The organism is Bartonella tribocorum (assembly GCF_002777915.1).
Taxonomy (GTDB): Bacteria; Pseudomonadota; Alphaproteobacteria; order Rhizobiales; family Rhizobiaceae; genus Bartonella; species Bartonella tribocorum_A.
The window spans coordinates 24,674-40,149 of record NZ_NJGE01000013.1; the positions used below are offsets into that span (position 1 = coordinate 24,674).

Annotated in this window: 17 protein-coding genes; 9 read left to right on the forward strand and 8 right to left on the reverse strand. The window is 36.6% G+C overall.

All coding sequences use genetic code 11. The annotated features are described in order from the left end of the window. Positions 1–107: 107 nt before the first annotated feature. Positions 108–395 (forward strand): Asp-tRNA(Asn)/Glu-tRNA(Gln) amidotransferase subunit GatC, encoded by a 288-nt coding sequence (gene gatC, locus CER18_RS05950; protein ID WP_100129148.1) that lies wholly within the window; start codon positions 108–110, stop codon positions 393–395. Between the two features lie 31 nt (positions 396–426). Continuing rightward, positions 427–1,911, forward strand: coding sequence for an Asp-tRNA(Asn)/Glu-tRNA(Gln) amidotransferase subunit GatA (gene gatA, locus CER18_RS05955; protein WP_100129149.1), 1,485 nt, complete (start codon positions 427–429; stop codon positions 1,909–1,911). 98 nt (positions 1,912–2,009) lie between these two features. Here the strand turns inward: gatA and CER18_RS05960 are convergent, their stop codons facing one another. From CER18_RS05960 to CER18_RS05980, 5 genes are all read right to left on the reverse strand, one after another. Further along, positions 2,010–2,720, reverse strand: coding sequence for an ABC transporter ATP-binding protein (locus CER18_RS05960; RefSeq protein ID WP_100129150.1), 711 nt, complete (start codon positions 2,718–2,720; stop codon positions 2,010–2,012). Continuing rightward, on the reverse strand, positions 2,707–3,489 hold the full coding sequence (locus CER18_RS05965) for an ABC transporter ATP-binding protein (protein ID WP_100129151.1): 783 nt from the start codon (positions 3,487–3,489) through the stop codon (positions 2,707–2,709). The genes CER18_RS05960 and CER18_RS05965 overlap by 14 nt, the downstream gene beginning before the upstream one ends. Beyond that, complete coding sequence (locus tag CER18_RS05970) at positions 3,486–4,544, reverse strand: branched-chain amino acid ABC transporter permease (protein ID WP_100129152.1); 1,059 nt, start codon at positions 4,542–4,544, stop codon at positions 3,486–3,488. Before CER18_RS05970 ends, CER18_RS05965 begins: the two co-directional genes overlap by 4 nt. Further along, on the reverse strand, positions 4,544–5,620 hold the full coding sequence (locus tag CER18_RS05975) for a branched-chain amino acid ABC transporter permease (protein ID WP_100129153.1): 1,077 nt from the start codon (positions 5,618–5,620) through the stop codon (positions 4,544–4,546). Before CER18_RS05975 ends, CER18_RS05970 begins: the two co-directional genes overlap by 1 nt. 114 nt (positions 5,621–5,734) lie before the next feature. Continuing rightward, entirely contained in the window at positions 5,735–6,868 is a 1,134-nt protein-coding gene (locus CER18_RS05980) for an ABC transporter substrate-binding protein (protein ID WP_100129154.1), read from the reverse strand. Between the two features lie 341 nt (positions 6,869–7,209). On the opposite strand from CER18_RS05980, the gene CER18_RS05985 reads away from it, so the two are divergent. From CER18_RS05985 to CER18_RS06000, 4 genes are all read left to right on the forward strand, one after another. Then, a complete protein-coding gene (locus tag CER18_RS05985) occupies positions 7,210–7,785 on the forward strand; it encodes a cold-shock protein (RefSeq protein WP_100129155.1) in 576 nt (191 codons plus the stop codon). Between the two features lie 250 nt (positions 7,786–8,035). Then, the gene (locus CER18_RS05990; protein ID WP_100129156.1) at positions 8,036–8,548 is read left to right on the forward strand and encodes a DUF192 domain-containing protein; all 513 of its coding nucleotides are present in this window, start codon (positions 8,036–8,038) and stop codon (positions 8,546–8,548) included. Then, positions 8,545–9,318: an alpha/beta fold hydrolase gene (locus CER18_RS05995; protein ID WP_100129157.1), complete on the forward strand. Its 774-nt coding sequence runs from the start codon at positions 8,545–8,547 to the stop codon at positions 9,316–9,318. Before CER18_RS05990 ends, CER18_RS05995 begins: the two co-directional genes overlap by 4 nt. A gap of 560 nt (positions 9,319–9,878) precedes the next feature. Beyond that, positions 9,879–10,091, forward strand: a complete 213-nt coding sequence (locus CER18_RS06000; RefSeq protein WP_005773530.1) for a DUF3126 family protein — start codon at positions 9,879–9,881, stop codon at positions 10,089–10,091. A gap of 42 nt (positions 10,092–10,133) precedes the next feature. Here the strand turns inward: CER18_RS06000 and radC are convergent, their stop codons facing one another. From radC to sfsA, 3 genes are read right to left on the reverse strand one after another with little or no spacing between them, the layout of a single operon-like run. Continuing rightward, positions 10,134–10,928 carry a RadC family protein gene (radC, locus tag CER18_RS06005; RefSeq protein ID WP_100129158.1) on the reverse strand — a complete coding sequence of 265 codons (795 nt, stop codon included), beginning with the start codon at positions 10,926–10,928 and terminating at the stop codon, positions 10,134–10,136. 18 nt (positions 10,929–10,946) lie between these two features. Continuing rightward, a complete protein-coding gene (map, locus tag CER18_RS06010) occupies positions 10,947–11,777 on the reverse strand; it encodes a type I methionyl aminopeptidase (protein ID WP_100129159.1) in 831 nt (276 codons plus the stop codon). Beyond that, the gene (sfsA, locus tag CER18_RS06015; RefSeq protein WP_100129160.1) at positions 11,770–12,486 is read right to left on the reverse strand and encodes a DNA/RNA nuclease SfsA; all 717 of its coding nucleotides are present in this window, start codon (positions 12,484–12,486) and stop codon (positions 11,770–11,772) included. The genes map and sfsA overlap by 8 nt, the downstream gene beginning before the upstream one ends. Positions 12,487–12,786: 300 nt before the next feature. Here sfsA and CER18_RS06020 point away from each other — a divergent pair, with 300 nt between their 5' ends. The 3 genes from CER18_RS06020 (at position 12,787) to rpsD (ending at position 15,233) form a co-directional block, all read left to right on the forward strand. Then, positions 12,787–13,617, forward strand: a complete 831-nt coding sequence (locus tag CER18_RS06020; RefSeq protein WP_100129161.1) for an RNA methyltransferase — start codon at positions 12,787–12,789, stop codon at positions 13,615–13,617. Further along, complete coding sequence (murI, locus tag CER18_RS06025; RefSeq protein WP_100129162.1) at positions 13,617–14,444, forward strand: glutamate racemase; 828 nt, start codon at positions 13,617–13,619, stop codon at positions 14,442–14,444. Before CER18_RS06020 ends, murI begins: the two co-directional genes overlap by 1 nt. A gap of 171 nt (positions 14,445–14,615) precedes the next feature. Then, complete coding sequence (gene rpsD / locus CER18_RS06030) at positions 14,616–15,233, forward strand: 30S ribosomal protein S4 (protein WP_012231733.1); 618 nt, start codon at positions 14,616–14,618, stop codon at positions 15,231–15,233. The last annotated feature ends 243 nt before the right edge of the window (positions 15,234–15,476 follow it).

Consider the following 15,476-nt stretch of genomic DNA (forward strand, 5'->3'; position numbering starts at 1 on the left):
TATATTATCTATTCATCTTATCTAATATTCTTGCGCTTGCAAGTGCAGCCTTGTATAGCCAGATAAAGATCAATAAATAAACAAAAAAACAGAAAGGCGTAAAGAATATGTCTGTTGATCAAGAGACCGTCAAACGGGTTGCACGTTTAGCGCGGATTGCTATCCACGATAATGAGGTGGAACCTATGACAAAAAAATTCAATGCTATTTTAGGCTTTGTAGAGCAATTGAATGAAGTTGATGTCAGTGAAGTTGAGCCATTAACATCTGTGATACCGATGACTCTACGAATGCGTGAAGATAATGTTACAGATGGCAATAAAGCAGCAGATATTGTCGCCAATGCACCTGTTACAGAAGAAAATTTTTTTCTTGTCTCAAAAATTGTTGAGTAACTTTTTATATTTTTGAAATTTGAGAACCAATATGACTGATTTAACAACCCTCACAATTGCACAAGCTCGTGATGCTCTCATAAAGAAAAAGCTCAAAGCAACAGAATTAACAGAAGCTTATTTAAAAGCAATAGAATTGGCGAATCCAACTTTGAATGCTTATGTAGCAATAACAGCAGAGCAAGCAAGAAAAATGGCCGCTGAATCAGAGCGCCGTTTGGCGAAAGGAGAGGGGGGGCTTTTGGAAGGAATTCCCTTGGGGATTAAAGATCTTTTTGCAACCCATGGTGTTCATACTCAAGCCTGTTCAAATATCCTTGATGGTTTTAAACCAAACTATGAATCAACCGTTACGGCTAATTTATGGCAAGATGGTGCTGTGATGTTGGGAAAACTTAATATGGATGAGTTTGCTATGGGCTCTTCTAATGAGACATCATATTATGGTCCCGTTATTAGTCCATGGAGAAAAAAAGACTCAAATGAGAGACTTGTCCCCGGTGGTTCTTCGGGGGGATCGGCAGCCGCTGTTGCCGCACAAATTTGTGCTGGAGCAACAGCAACAGATACAGGTGGATCAATACGTCAACCCGCAGCTTTTACTGGAACTGTAGGAATAAAGCCAACTTATGGACGTTGTTCGCGATGGGGCGCTGTCGCCTTTGCTTCATCTCTTGATCAAGCTGGACCTATTGCTAGAAATGTTCGTGATTGTGCTATTTTACTCAGATCAATGGCCTCTTTTGATGAAAAAGATTCTACTTCCGTGAATTTACCAGTTCCTGACTATGAAAGTTATCTTGGACAATCAATCAAAGGAATGAAAATTGGTATTCCAAAAGAATACTACCTCGATGGGATGTCTCAAGAAATTATTGATCTTTGGCAAAAGGGAATAAATTGGTTAAAAGAAGCAGGAGCTGAAATACACAATGTTTCTTTGCCTCATACAAAATACGCTCTACCTTCTTATTATATTATAGCGCCTGCAGAAGCCTCTTCTAATTTAGCACGTTATGATGGTGTGCGTTTTGGTTTGCGTGTACCTGGAAAAGATATCATTGAGATGTATGAAAATACGCGTTCTGTTGGTTTTGGTGATGAAGTCAAACGGCGTATTCTGATAGGGACTTATGTTCTTTCATCAGGTTATTATGATGCTGGTTATCTAAGAGCTCAAAAAGTAAGAACACTTGTAAAACGTGATTTTGATCAATGTTTTGATGCAGGCGTTGATGCTATTCTTACACCAGCAACACCAACACCTGCCTTTGGTATTGCTGATGAAAAAATAAAAAATGATGCTGTTGCAATGTATCTTAATGATATTTTTACCGTACCCGTAAATATGGCTGGGTTACCAGGAATTTCTGTTCCTGCTGGTCTATCATCAGATGGTTTACCCCTAGGATTACAACTGATTGGTAAACCTTTTGCTGAAGAAGTCATTTTTCAAATAGCACACATTATTGAACAAGCCGCAGGAATATTCTGTGCAGAAAAATGGTGGCTATAATAATCACCCAAACTTTACAAAAAAGCATTTCTCATAACTGGTGAGAAATGCTTTTTTAAAAGGGAAGGAATAAACTCTATTTCCTTAATTTCTTACCTTTATCCACCAAGATAGGCTCCCTTAACACGTGGGTCAGAAAGCATCGCTTTTCCTTCACCGTGAAATAAAATATGTCCTACCTCTAAAATATAAGCATAATCAGCAATGGAAAGTGCAGCAAATGCATTTTGTTCAATAAGAAGAACAGTTTTTCCCATATCATTAATTTTTCGGATAATCGAAAAAATCTCCCGAACAAGAAGGGGAGCTAACCCCAACGAGGGTTCATCTAATATAACCATATCAGGATTGCTCATAAGTGCACGCCCTACAGCAACCATTTGTTGTTCCCCACCTGACATTGTTCCGCCCAACTGCTTTGATCTTTCACGTAAGCGCGGGAAAAGATCAAATATCCATTCAATATCACGAGAAATTCCCTGTTTATCATGACGGATATAAGCACCTAGATAGAGATTTTCTAAAACAGTGAGATGAGGCATAATACGTCGCCCTTCAGGACTAAGTGCAATCCCTAATCGTAAAATATCTTCTGGTGATTTTTTAATAATTGACTCGCCATTATAAGTAATCTCTCCGTAAACAGAGCGATTAAGTCCTGTAATAGAGCGTACAATACTGCTTTTTCCAGCACCATTGGCCCCAATTAAAGTGACAATACTTCCTTTTTTTATGGACATAGAAAGATTTTGGACAGCTTTAATGGCACCATAATGAACGTGAAGATTTTTTATTTTAAGAATATTCATAAACATCTCCGCCAAGATAAGCTTCAATAACTTTAGGGTTATTACGAATTTCATCTGGTGTGCCATTGGCAATGCAACAGCCATATTCCATGACCAAAATATTTTGGCAAAGTCCCATAACCACTTTCATATCATGCTCAATAAGAAGAATTGTAAGATCAAAGTCTTTTTGCACTTTTGCTATGAACTTTCTAAGATCTTCACTTTCTTGTGGGTTCATGCCAGCGACAGGTTCATCGAGAAGAAGCAATTTAGGTTTTGTAGCTAACGCACGTGCAATTTCTAAACGTCGTTGTACACCATAAGGTAAAGCTGTTGCTGATTGATTAGCAAGGTGATCAAGTTGTAAGCGTTCAAGAAGCTCCATGGAATTTTTATAAACTTCTCTTTTTTCTTTCATTGCCTTTGAAAAAAAGAGAGCTGAAGAAAACCAAGGATATTTTTGACGGACATGAGCGCCTACCATAACGTTTTGTAAAACTGTTAACCCTGAAAAAAGGCGAATATTTTGAAATGTTCTGGCAATATGACGCCTACAGATAATATAAGGAGGTTCTCCAGAAATTTTTTGTTCATCAAAAAGAATGGTGCCGCTTGTAGGGGCATAAAACCCAGAAATCATATTGAAAACTGTTGTTTTTCCAGCACCATTGGGACCAATTAACCCTGTAATACTTCCTCGTTTAATGGCCATATTAACATTATTGACAGCAATTAATCCGCCAAAACGCATTACGATATCATTGAGTGAAAGAATGGTGTTGTTCATAGCTTTCCCTCAGTATTAGAAAGTTTTTTGCGTGTCAAAAAGCTATAAATTCCATTCCATGAGAATTCCCGTTGTCCCATCAACCCTTTTCTCCAAAATAAGATAATTATCAGTAATAAAAGAGAGAAAACAACCATGCGAAGTCCTGGTGTTTCTGGAATATGTATAAAACCTAAGTCAAGTGGACTTTCAATAATACGAAGCCATTCAAGCATAACTGTAATAATAATGCTGCCAATAATGCTTCCTGTAATTGAACCAAGACCACCAGCGACAACAATCATTAAAATATTAAAAGTTAGGAGAAAATTAAACATTTTCGGATCGATGGTTGAAATAAGAGCAGCCATTAATGCGCCACCTATACCTGCAAAAAATGCTCCAACAGTAAAAGAAAAACTGCGGTAGAAAAAAGCGTTAATTCCCATGGTTTTCGCAGCGATTTCATCATCACGAATAGCACGCAGTACGTTACCAGTATTGCTTCGCAGTAAGAAGACAATAAAGAGAACTGTAAATGCTAACCAACCATAGTTCCACCATAACGTTGCATTTTGAGGTATTCCTTTGATTCCCAAAGAACCATTTGTAAGCGATGTTGCATTCGTAATGACAATGCGGATAATTTCTGCAAAACCCAATGTTGCAATTCCAAGATAATCGCCACCAAGACGCAATATTGGTAAAGCAATCAATAAACCGATAATTGCAGCGCACAAACCGCTTACAACAACAGCGATGAAAAAAGGGAGTTGTAGATGAGACAATGGTTCAGCGATAGGATCAAGAATCCACATCATCTCTTTTTGTTCAGGGGAAAGAAGTAAAATTGCACAGACATAAGAACCAATAGCCATAAATCCAGCATGTCCAAGGGAAAACATACCTGTAAAGCCGTAAATCAAATTAAGCGAAATTGCTAAGATCGCATTAATCGCAATCAAATTTATGATACGGAGTGTATAATCATTAAAATGGTTATCTGCATAGAATAAAAAACCGATAAGAACGAAAATACTGATACACGATAAAAAAGTTGTCGCTGACTTTGCCATTAGATTTTCTCCTGACTTTTTTTACCCATTAATCCCGTGGGCAATACCAATAAAATCAGAATCAGCAAAATGAAAGCGAAGGCATCACGATATCCAGATAGCGCGGGAAAAAATGCGATAATCATAATTTCAATAAACCCTAATAACAATCCTCCCAACATTGCTCCTGGTATCGAACCAATACCCCCGATAACGGCAGCAATAAAAGCCTTAAGACCAGGAAGAACGCCCATATAAGGCTGAATTTGAGGATAACGCAATGACCACATAATACCTGCTATAGCGGCAAGTGCTGAACCTATCCCAAACGTAAATGCAATGACTTTATTAACAGAAACTCCCATTAAACGCGTCGTTTCAATATCATGAGAGATTGCACGCATAGCAAGACCAGGTTTCGTTTTATGGATAATCCATAACAGTAAGACAATAAGAATCAATGACACGATGGGAACAATCAAAGACATGGGAGCAATTCTAATGATACCCCCTGCTTCTGATCCTAAATGCCATAAAAATGGTGTTACTAAAAAATCCGGTTGTTTTACACCTTTGGGAACACCACTGAAGAGTACCGTAGAAAGATTTTCAATAAAAAACGAAACACCAATTGCACCGATAAGTGCCGAAATACGCGGCGCATGGCGTAGAGGTTTATAAGCAAGTTGATCAACGATAATCCCCACTGCACTTGTAATAAAAATGGAAAAACAAAGAGCTAAAACCCAGATCGGTGTAAAATCTTGTGGGGAAATTTTAAAATAATAAATAAACCCTAGCGCAAGAATTAAAAAAACAGCGATCCAATAAATGGGAGGGCGCCTTTTAAACCCTATAAAGACTGAATAATAAATAAGTGCAGCAAGGAACAAAAGAAGAAGTGCTGCCCACGCAGGCATAAAGCTAATTGTGGAAAAGAAAACAAAATAAGCTCCCAGCATAAAGATATCACCGTGAGCAAAATTAATCAGCCTCAATATACCGTAGACCATGGTATAACCAATAGCGATAAGCCCATAAAGAGATCCCAATGCCAGTGCATTAAAAAAATACTGGATGAACATTTCAGTGCTCATCTCTCATCCTTCCACATTCGTTAATTTACATAGGATAATAAGAAAATTTTGAGTTTTTGGTTGAGAAAGATATTCTCAACCAATTCTTACATTTTAATAACGATAACTCTTACATTAAAAAGCAGGTTTAACCTCTTCTAAATAAACACGTTTTCCATCCTGTATTTTAATGATACCAATCGGGATCTTAGGGTTATGATTTTCATCCATTGACATATCACCAAAGGGCGTTGGAAAATCTTTTAATTTGCTCAATTCAATTGTAATTTTTTCACGGTCAGCGCTACCAGCATTTTCAATAGCCTTCATAAACATCATATAACTTGTGTATCCCAAAACTGAATTGATATTTGGTTCTTTGTCAGGATAAGCTTTTTTCCACTCTTCTGTAAATTTTTGCGCAGCTGCTGACATGTTTGGCATATCTTCACTATAGGGGAGTGTCGTATGTAAGAAACCTTCTGCAGAACTTCCTGCAATCATAATGGTTTCTGGGTTGTCCATGGCATCTCCACCCATAATTTGAAACTTGGCCCCTAATTCACGCGCTTGTTTCATGATGATGGCACCTTCAGAAAAGTAAGATGGAATGAATAAGATATCAGGTTTTTGTGCGATAATTTGCGTGAGAACGGCTGAAAAATCCTGATCTCCAGAATTATAATTTAAATTTGCGATAATTTCACCACCTAATTTTTTAAAAGCACGCGTAAAATAACTTGCAAGACCAATGGCATAGTCGCTTGAAATATCTTTGAGGACAGCAGCTTTTTTGGCATGTAAAACTTGACTTACATAAGTTGCGATTCCTACTCCTTGATAAGAATCAATAAAGCAAGCACGGAAGTAATATTTTTTACCTTGTGTAACAAGGGGACTCGTTGAAGAAGTCGCAATGGTTGGAGTCTTTGCTTTTTCAGATATTTCACCACCTGCCAACGAGAGTGAAGAACCATAGCTACCAATGATTCCACTTACCTTTTCACTTGCTGTTAAACGCATAACAGCATTAGCTGCTTCCACTTTATCAGATTTATTATCAATAATAACAAGTTCCACTTTACGTCCCAAAATTTCTGGGACTTGTTTATGCGCTAATTCGATACCTCGAATTTCAAGCTGACCTCCAAAAGCATTTTGACCACTTAATGGAAGATAAACACCAATTTTGATAGGTTCACTCGCATAAACATTTATTGTAAGTGCCATGAAAGCTGTGATTGTCGTAAGGATTTTCTTCAATTGCATTGCGCATTTTCCTTAATTGAATTGTTATTTTTGCACCTTATATTGAACTTCTTCATCATGCAAGTTCACATTAATCAAGTTACACATTAATGAAAATATCATTATGTAAAAAAATTTATATGACCTTATTTTATAGGGCACCCCTTGTAAGATATGTAAAGCGCACAATCAAATAGTTTTATCAATATTTTTTATAAGTTTCATCTTGATATTAACATGTAAGAAATACGACAATATGGGGAAATCTTATCTTGGGGCTTGCGTGTTGATACAAGAGCAATGTTTACTTAAACCTAGAGAATCAATATCGTGCAATTTATAAGCTACAGGATCACGTTATTATGACGAGTAAGGATGCATTAAAGGATTGTTCCCTATCTGAGGATAGTATAGGTGCTTGTGGAGAGATTATCGAAATCAGTGGTGTCATTAAGTGGTTTGATGGTAGTAAGGGCTATGGATTTATTGTACCTGATTTACCTCATTTTCCCGATATATTATTGCATGTTACAGTCATGCGAAGGGATGGTTTCCAAACGGCTTTGGAGGGTGCTAAGATTATTTGTGCTGTGGAAAAAACCGAACGAGGATTAAAGTGCGTTCAGGTGAAATCCATCGATTGTTCTTCAGCGGTTCATCCATCAGAAGTTCCAGCCCGTACTCATGTTGTTGTTACTCCAGAAAGTGGACTAGAACGTGCAATTGTTAAATGGTTCAATCGTGACAAAGGTTTTGGTTTTCTGAGTCGTGGGCAGGGGACAGAAGATATTTTTATTCATATGGAAACGTTGCGCCGTTTTGGTTTAGCAGAGCTTCGTTCAGGACAAGTTGTTCTTGTCCGTTTTGGTAAAGGGGAAAAAGGTTTGATGACAGCAGAAATTTATCCAGATATAGGGTTTCCTTTTGCAACACATTAAATCACTTCTCATTGGACTTTACGCGTGAAATCAGTATTTTTCTGTGTTTTTTTTAGGGTAGTTATTGTATAAGTATCTGTAGTTTTTTATGGCTCTCTTGAGTCTAGAAACTAAATGAAAAGGTATGCGTATTCTATTGAAAAGAATAAATAAAAACAGGAGAACAACTTTCTTGTTTTTTAGCTTTTGAACTCTGATATTTTTTATTTTAGAAACAAAATTTAAAATTTTTTTGTGGTGGAGAACAAGAATGTTAAAGCCTTTTAAAAAAGGGCATATTGTTTTATTGGCAATACTTTTTATGTTGGAAATGCGCGTTGTTGTCGCGAAGGAGCCCATGAAGGTCCCTGTTCATCCGATTCCTTTAGAAATACAAACAAAGAACGGTACGGTTTCTTATAAAGTAGAGATTGCTTTTACACCCTCTCAAGCAGCAGCTGGTTTAATGTATCGGACTGACTTTCCACGCGATCGTGCAATGCTTTTTAAGCAGCAGGAAAGTTATTCGTCGGGAGATGAACAGAAGTTTTTTATGTGGATGGCCAATACACCTTTACCCTTAGATATGATTTTTTTAAACTCTGAAGGGATTATTGTATCGATTATTGAGAACACTTCTCCGTTTTCAAAAAAGACTATTTCATCAGGTGTCCCTGCAGCTTTTGCGCTTGAGGTTAACGCTGGTGAGGTTTCTGAAAAACAGATACAAAAAGGGCAGCGTGTTATTCACCCTGTCGTTTGTGGAAAGTGCAATGAAAAATGACAGCTGAAGATGTTCATTTTTTCGAATATGATGGTTTGCGATTTGCTTATCGAGAAGAAGGGCAGGGCGCACCTATTTTATTGATCCATGGTTTTGGTTCTTCTGCACGGGTGAATTGGTATGCAACGGGTTGGTTTCGTATTCTCACTGAAGCAGGGTATCGTGTTATTGCTCTGGATAATCGGGGGCATGGAGATTCAGTTAAAAGTTATGATCCTAGCTTTTATACACCTCAAGCTATGGCTGGCGATGCAGTAAGACTATTACAGCATTTAGAGTTATCTAAAGCCCATGTTATGGGATATTCTATGGGAGCTCGTATTAGTGCTTTTATGGCTCTTTTATATCCAACATATGTGAATAGCGTTATTTTTGGTGGTTTAGGGATTGGTATGGTAACGGGAGCAGGAAATTGGGAGCCTGTTGCTGAAGCTCTTTTAGCAGAAGATCCCTCTAGCATTACCAATACGCGTGGTTTAATGTTTCGTAAATTTGCTGATCAAACGAAAAGTGATAGACGTGCTCTGGCTGCTTGTATTATCACATCAAAACAAGAATTAACGGCATCTGAAATTTATAAAATTGCACAACCTGCACTTGTTGCCGTTGGTTCATTAGATGAGATTGGCGGTGCTGCAGAGCCATTAGCAGCTTTGTTGCCTTGTGGTGAAGCTTTATCAATTCCCAATCGAGATCATATGCTCGCTGTAGGCGATAAAGTTTATAAAAAAGGTGTTATCGATTTTCTTTCTCGTTATCCTATAAAATAAAAATTTTTCATAGGTTTTGGCATTTACAAAAATACCCAATATTTTTTGCATATAAACTGAAAATTTTATTTAAGAGAGTTTCTATTTTTGTATATTTTTAAAGACGTATAGTTCTTTTAAGATTAGATAAATATATTTTAAAATTCAGTAAAAAGAATTATTTTTGCATGATGTAATAATATTTTTGGCTAAAAAATATCGTTTTAAATAAAAAATTATTATTATTTTATTTGTTATAGAAGGAACAAAATTATAAATCATTGATTATTTTTTGTTCTCAACATGCATCATGAATGCAGGTGCTAAAATTGGAGACAAAGTAAAATTACTAAAAATATACAGTTTTCTGCCATTTTTTTATCTATACGGGTATATTTAATAATGGTAGAATCCTTTTATAAAAGTTCTTTATGAAGATATAAAGAAAGAGCTGTAAATATATGTAATATTAAGTCAATATTTAGATTAAGCTTTTTTACTGGCTTTACAGAATCAGAGAAGTGTCTTATTCGCGCAATCTGCAATTATTTTTAATCGTCTCAAAAAAACAGGAGAGCATAGTGAATGCTGATGAAATAAAAAAACTTGATAATTATTTAAAAAATACATTCCAAAACTCAGCATTGCAAGTCAGAGCACGGCCTAAAAAGGATGATTCTTGTGAGGTTTATATGGGGGATGAGTTTTTAGGCGTTATCTATCGAGATGAAGATGAAGATGAGCTATCCTATAATTTCTCAATGGCTATATTGGATATTGATTTAGAAAATTGATTTTCTATTCATCCTTAAATGAATCCTTTTTTCCCATAAGATTTATATAAGTTTTAATGCTTTAAAACTTGTATGGTTGTGTCGTGCAATAATAAGGTGATCATGGATCGTAATACCTAATGCATTTGCTGCATCTTTTAATCTGTATGTCATTGTTATATCTGCATCAGAGGGGGTAGAATCACCAGAAGGATGATTGTGGACTAAGATAAGTCCTGATGCGGATAACTCTAAAGCTCGAGAAATAACTTCACGAGGATAAACAGGGGTATGATCAATGGTTCCAATTTGTTGTACCTCATCGGCAAGTAAGCCATTTTTCTTATCAAGAAATAAAATACGAAATTGTTCACGTGTTTCGTGAGCCATAACCGCTTTACAATAAGCTAATACTTTATCCCATGATGAAAAAATATCGCGTTTAAACAATTGTGCACGAGCAAGGCGTCCAGCAACATCTGAAATAATTTTTAAATCAATTGCAGTTGCGGGACCACATCCTTGAATCTCTTGAAGTCGATGAATATCAGCGCCTAATACATCAGCTAATGAACCAAAATGTGCTATCAAATTTTTAGCTATAGGTTTTGTGTTTGCACGGGGAATGGTGCGAAAAAGCAATAATTCAAGATATTCATAATCTTCAATTGCATTTCCTTTTGACTTTAAATAGCGTTTCCGAAGACGCTCACGATGTCCTTGATAATGTTTATCAAGCTGTGCGTTTTTTTTAGGCTCTTTACTTTTTCTTTCTGATATTGGAGTGAACGGAGAACTTGATGTTAATGCAAAGTGATTACTTTGAATATCTTCCTTTTGATTTAATTTTTTAGCCATAACATCTCTACAAGTGCATTAGGTCTGCGAATTTGGAATATAAAAAATATTTTTGGGCGATTGTGTAAATATTTCATACCCTTCATTTGTGACACCAATTGTATGTTCATATTGTGCTGTCAAAGAGCGGTCACGGGTAACAGCAGTCCAACCGTCAGATAAAATCTTAACTTGTGGCTTACCAAGGTTAATCATAGGCTCAATGGTAAACATCATCCCTTGTTTTAATTCGATGCCTTCTCCAGAATTTCCATAATGGAGAATATTGGGGGCATCGTGAAAAATTTGACCGATACCATGTCCGCAAAAATCCCTCACAATTGAACACCGTTCAGATTCTGCATATCGTTGAATAGCTGCACCAATATCACCTGTTGTTGCTCCAGGTTTAACAACAGCAATCCCTCTCATAAGACTTTCATAAGTTATTTGTAAAAGACGTTCTGCAGCACGTCTGATTTTTCCAACAGGATACATGCGGCTTGAATCACCATGCCAACCATCAAGAATAAAGGTCACATCAACATTCACAATATCGCCTTCTTGCAAGGGCCTTTTATTGGGAATACCATGACAAACAACGTGATTGATAGATGTGCAGCATGAATGGCTGTATCCATGATAATTTAGATCAGCAGGAAGAGCTCCTTTTTGTGCACCAAAAGTAAAGACAAAATCATCAATTTCTTGCGTCGTGACACCAGGTTTAATAATATCCGTAAGTGCATCAAGGCATTCTGCAGCAATACGACCAACTTCACGCATTTTAGCAAAAGCATAGTCATCAAAAATGCGGATTTTCCCGTTAAATTTTAAAGGGGTTTTATTATATTCAATATACTCAATCATTGTTTTTTCTGTTTTCTATTTTTACTCTCTGAATCGGAAAAATGCCTTCTGCACTTACGTGACACTTTACAGCATAACATTCTACCCCTGATTTTAATGCTAAATCAAACTTACGTCCATAGAGAGGATCAAGATCATGACAGATTGTAAAAGCTACACAATCTTCTCTCTGAATAACATAAAGCATAGCAGCTCGTTTTCCTTGTTTTACGACTTGCATGAGTTCTTCAAGGTGACGGGCACCACGTTTTGTCTCAGTATCAGGAAATTCTGCTAATCCTTTTTGACGAATAAAATGAACATTTTTGACTTCTAGGTAACAATCAGAAAGAATGCCATCCTGTAAAAGAAAGTCAATGCGTGATTGTGTTCCATAGCGTTGTTCTTTTAAAATTGTTTTATATCCACTTAATTCTGGCAATAATCCGTCTTGAATTGCTTCTAACGCAAGCTTATTGGGTAAAGTGGTATTAATGCCCACCAAAGTATTATCGGATTCAACAATTTCTAATTGATAGGCATATTTTCTTTTGGTGTTTTCATGATATGAAAGCCAAATATTGGCGTTGGAAGCTGTCAATCCAAGCATTGATCCTGTATTTGGCACAGACACGGTAAAGACATGTTGATTATCTTGTTCAACATCTGCAAGGAAGCGTTTATAACGACGGATAAGCTTTGCAGGAAAAAGTTTGGGAGTAAAGTGCATATTCTTTTTTAGGGTTTATGATTTTATAATTCAACTGAGATTATGATTTGTAGGAGCTATTCTTTATTAAAAAAGATAAAATTGATGTAAAAAACGCTACGATATCTTATATAAATTTTTATAAACTCCACCGTTTACTTTAATGGCTTTTAAAATTCATTATGAGGAAGTCTACACTCTTTGAGTGAGAAAATAAGATTGTCTATAATTTATTATTAAACAACATTAGAGTAATATGAAAAAGGTTGCATTAAAAAATAGTAGAGAGGGAGATAGTTTAAGTGAAACTAGGGAAAGTTGATGGCTGGAACGAATAAGAATCGTGAAAATTTAACAAATGGTCCCATTATTATTTTAGTTGAACCGCAACTTCCTGAAAATATTGGTATGGTCGCAAGGGCAATGGCAAATTTTGGTCTCTCTAAGCTTCGGCTTGTCAAACCTCGAGAAACATTTCCAAATGAAAAAGCTAGAGCTGCGGCAAGTAAAGCTGATCATGTCATTAATAATGCCGTGATTTTTGACACATTGCGTGATTCAATTGCAGATTTACACTATGTTTTTGCCACAACAGCACGTGAAAGATGTGGATTTAAAACTGTAAAGAGTGCTGTCGAAGCTGCAAATGTACTCCGTCAGCGTGAAAATATCGGACATAAAACAGGTATTGTCTTTGGAAGAGAGCGATGGGGACTAGAAAATGATGAAATCAGCCTTGTTGATGAAATTATCACTTTTCCAGTTAATCCTGCTTTTGCATCACTTAATATTGCGCAAGCGGTTCTTTTGATGTCTTATGAATGGATGAAAACAGGTCTAGAAAATGTGAGCGATACAGCATTTCGTGCACCAGAGATGGAGCCTGCAAATAAAACAGTGTTTCATGGTTTTTTGTCTCAATTAGAAGAGGCTTTGGATATTCGTGGGTATTTTAGACCCCGAGAACGAAAAGAGGTTATGCTTGCAAATTTGCGCTCTGTGTTTACGCGCGCCAACTTTAGTGAATCTGAGGTTCGCTTATTGCGAGGCGTTATATCTTCATTGGATCATTTTTCTCCACAATATCCACGGGGGAGTAGAGCGCCCCAAGAGCGCGATCGTCAAAAAATTAAAAACAAGTGTGAAAACTAATGGATGAACGGCCTGTTCTTTTTTTTGATAGTGGTATTGGTGGCTTGACAGTATTGAGGGAAGCGCGTGTTCTTATCCCTGAAATACAATTTATTTATGTGGCTGATGATGCTGGATTCCCTTATGGTAATTGGGAAGAAAATATTCTGAAAGAGCACGTTTTAAAGATTTTTACAAATCTTTTAACACGCTATAATCCTATCTTATGTGTGATTGCTTGCAACACTGTTTCTACACTGATGATGGAAGATTTACGACAAAACTTTCCTCATGTCCCTTTTGTAGGAACGGTTCCTGCAATTAAATCTGCTGCTGAACAAACAAAATCTGGTTTTATTTCCGTATTAGCAACTCCTGGAACAGTTAAACGGGCCTATACAAATGAATTAATTAACTCTTTTGCTGGACAGTGTCATGTTCAGCTTGTAGGAAGTGAAAAGCTTGCTGGATTTGCTGAAGATTATTTACGGGGAAAATCTATCGATTCAGAAGCCTTAAGAAAAGAAATTCTGCCATGTTTTGTGAAAAAAAATGGCAAATATACTGATGTTATTGTTTTAGCCTGCACGCATTATCCTTTTTTGATTAATCTCTTTCGTGAACAAGCTTTATGGTCCGTTGAATGGATTGATCCGGCAAAAGCGATCGCCAAACATATCAGATCATTATTGCCCTTGTCGGAAAAAATATATCAGAAACCCATAAAGCAATATCAAGATTTTGCATTGCTGACGTCGAAAAATATTACTTCTTCAACGCAGCATTTGTTCAAAGGATTTGGCTTAAAACTTATGAAAAGAGTTGACTTTGCAATACGAGATCAATAAAGATGCTTCAGCTTTTTCTTTCAAGAAAATGGCATTAATTGACGTGTCCCGTGAATAGCTTTACATATTGGTATGTTTGGCTATTCTGTCAGTCTTTTGTATTTAAAGGCAGAGGAGGGCGCGTTTCCTTGGGGTCTTAAAGATCTCGTGTTTTATTTTAAAGGAAATGCGATGAGTAAACGCGAAACAACAAAGTATAAAATTGACCGTCGTATGGGAGAAAATATTTGGGGTCGTCCAAAATCTCCTGTCAATCGTCGTGATTATGGTCCAGGACAGCATGGGCAGCGCCGTAAAGGAAAACTTTCTGACTATGGGGTGCAATTGCGCGCTAAACAGAAGTTGAAAGGCTTTTATGGCGATATTTCGGAAAAGCAATTTCATAAAACTTATGTGGAAGCTGCTCGTCGGCGGGGTGATACGGGTGAAAATCTTATTGGTCTGTTGGAATCTCGTTTGGATGCTGTGGTCTATCGTGCAAAATTCGTTCCTACGATTTTTGCTTCTCGCCAATTTATTAATCATGGTCATGTGAATGTAAATGGGCGACGCACAAATATTCAATCGTATCGTTGTAAGCCAGGTGATGTTATTGAGGTGCGGGAAAAATCAAAACAACTTGTTTTGGTTTTAGAATCGGTACAATTGGCAGAACGTGATGTCCCTGATTATATTGAAGCAGATCATAAACAAATGAAAGCGACCTTTACACGTATTCCTGCTTTTGCAGATGTTCCTTATGCTGTGCAAATGGAACCTAATTTGGTCGTTGAATTTTATTCTCGATAATTTTTATGAAAAAGTTGCTTCTCTATTATTATAATTTCAAACTATCGTGTTGGTTTTATAATCTTTGAAGTGAACAAATATTTTGTGAATGGTTCTATATTAGGTTTATTACACTATTCTTGTGTAATGAGCTTATGTAGTTCCATTTCTTTTTTTCGTATCTGTTTTTATAAATTTAAAAAACATAAATGTAAGTTTGCTTTATATTCGTTTTTGTCTTTGCAAAATGAGCTATTACTTGTG

Bases quoted from the DNA above. Each gene is read 5' to 3' on its own strand.
- CER18_RS06020 (WP_100129161.1), top strand. From the start codon at position 12,787: ATGGCTGGAACGAATAAGAATCGTGAAAATTTAACAAATGGTCCCATT.
- CER18_RS05995 (WP_100129157.1), top strand. From the start codon at position 8,545: ATGACAGCTGAAGATGTTCATTTTTTCGAATATGATGGTTTGCGATTT.
- CER18_RS05980 (WP_100129154.1), bottom strand. From the start codon at position 6,868: ATGCAATTGAAGAAAATCCTTACGACAATCACAGCTTTCATGGCACTT.
- CER18_RS05960 (WP_100129150.1), bottom strand. From the start codon at position 2,720: ATGAATATTCTTAAAATAAAAAATCTTCACGTTCATTATGGTGCCATT.
- CER18_RS05990 (WP_100129156.1), top strand. From the start codon at position 8,036: ATGTTAAAGCCTTTTAAAAAAGGGCATATTGTTTTATTGGCAATACTT.
- CER18_RS05975 (WP_100129153.1), bottom strand. From the start codon at position 5,620: ATGAGCACTGAAATGTTCATCCAGTATTTTTTTAATGCACTGGCATTG.
- CER18_RS05965 (WP_100129151.1), bottom strand. From the start codon at position 3,489: ATGAACAACACCATTCTTTCACTCAATGATATCGTAATGCGTTTTGGC.
- CER18_RS05970 (WP_100129152.1), bottom strand. From the start codon at position 4,544: ATGGCAAAGTCAGCGACAACTTTTTTATCGTGTATCAGTATTTTCGTT.
- gatC (WP_100129148.1), top strand. From the start codon at position 108: ATGTCTGTTGATCAAGAGACCGTCAAACGGGTTGCACGTTTAGCGCGG.
- rpsD (WP_012231733.1), top strand. From the start codon at position 14,616: ATGAGTAAACGCGAAACAACAAAGTATAAAATTGACCGTCGTATGGGA.
- radC (WP_100129158.1), bottom strand. From the start codon at position 10,928: ATGGCTAAAAAATTAAATCAAAAGGAAGATATTCAAAGTAATCACTTT.
- CER18_RS05985 (WP_100129155.1), top strand. From the start codon at position 7,210: ATGACGAGTAAGGATGCATTAAAGGATTGTTCCCTATCTGAGGATAGT.
- map (WP_100129159.1), bottom strand. From the start codon at position 11,777: ATGATTGAGTATATTGAATATAATAAAACCCCTTTAAAATTTAACGGG.
- gatA (WP_100129149.1), top strand. From the start codon at position 427: ATGACTGATTTAACAACCCTCACAATTGCACAAGCTCGTGATGCTCTC.
- murI (WP_100129162.1), top strand. From the start codon at position 13,617: ATGGATGAACGGCCTGTTCTTTTTTTTGATAGTGGTATTGGTGGCTTG.
- sfsA (WP_100129160.1), bottom strand. From the start codon at position 12,486: ATGCACTTTACTCCCAAACTTTTTCCTGCAAAGCTTATCCGTCGTTAT.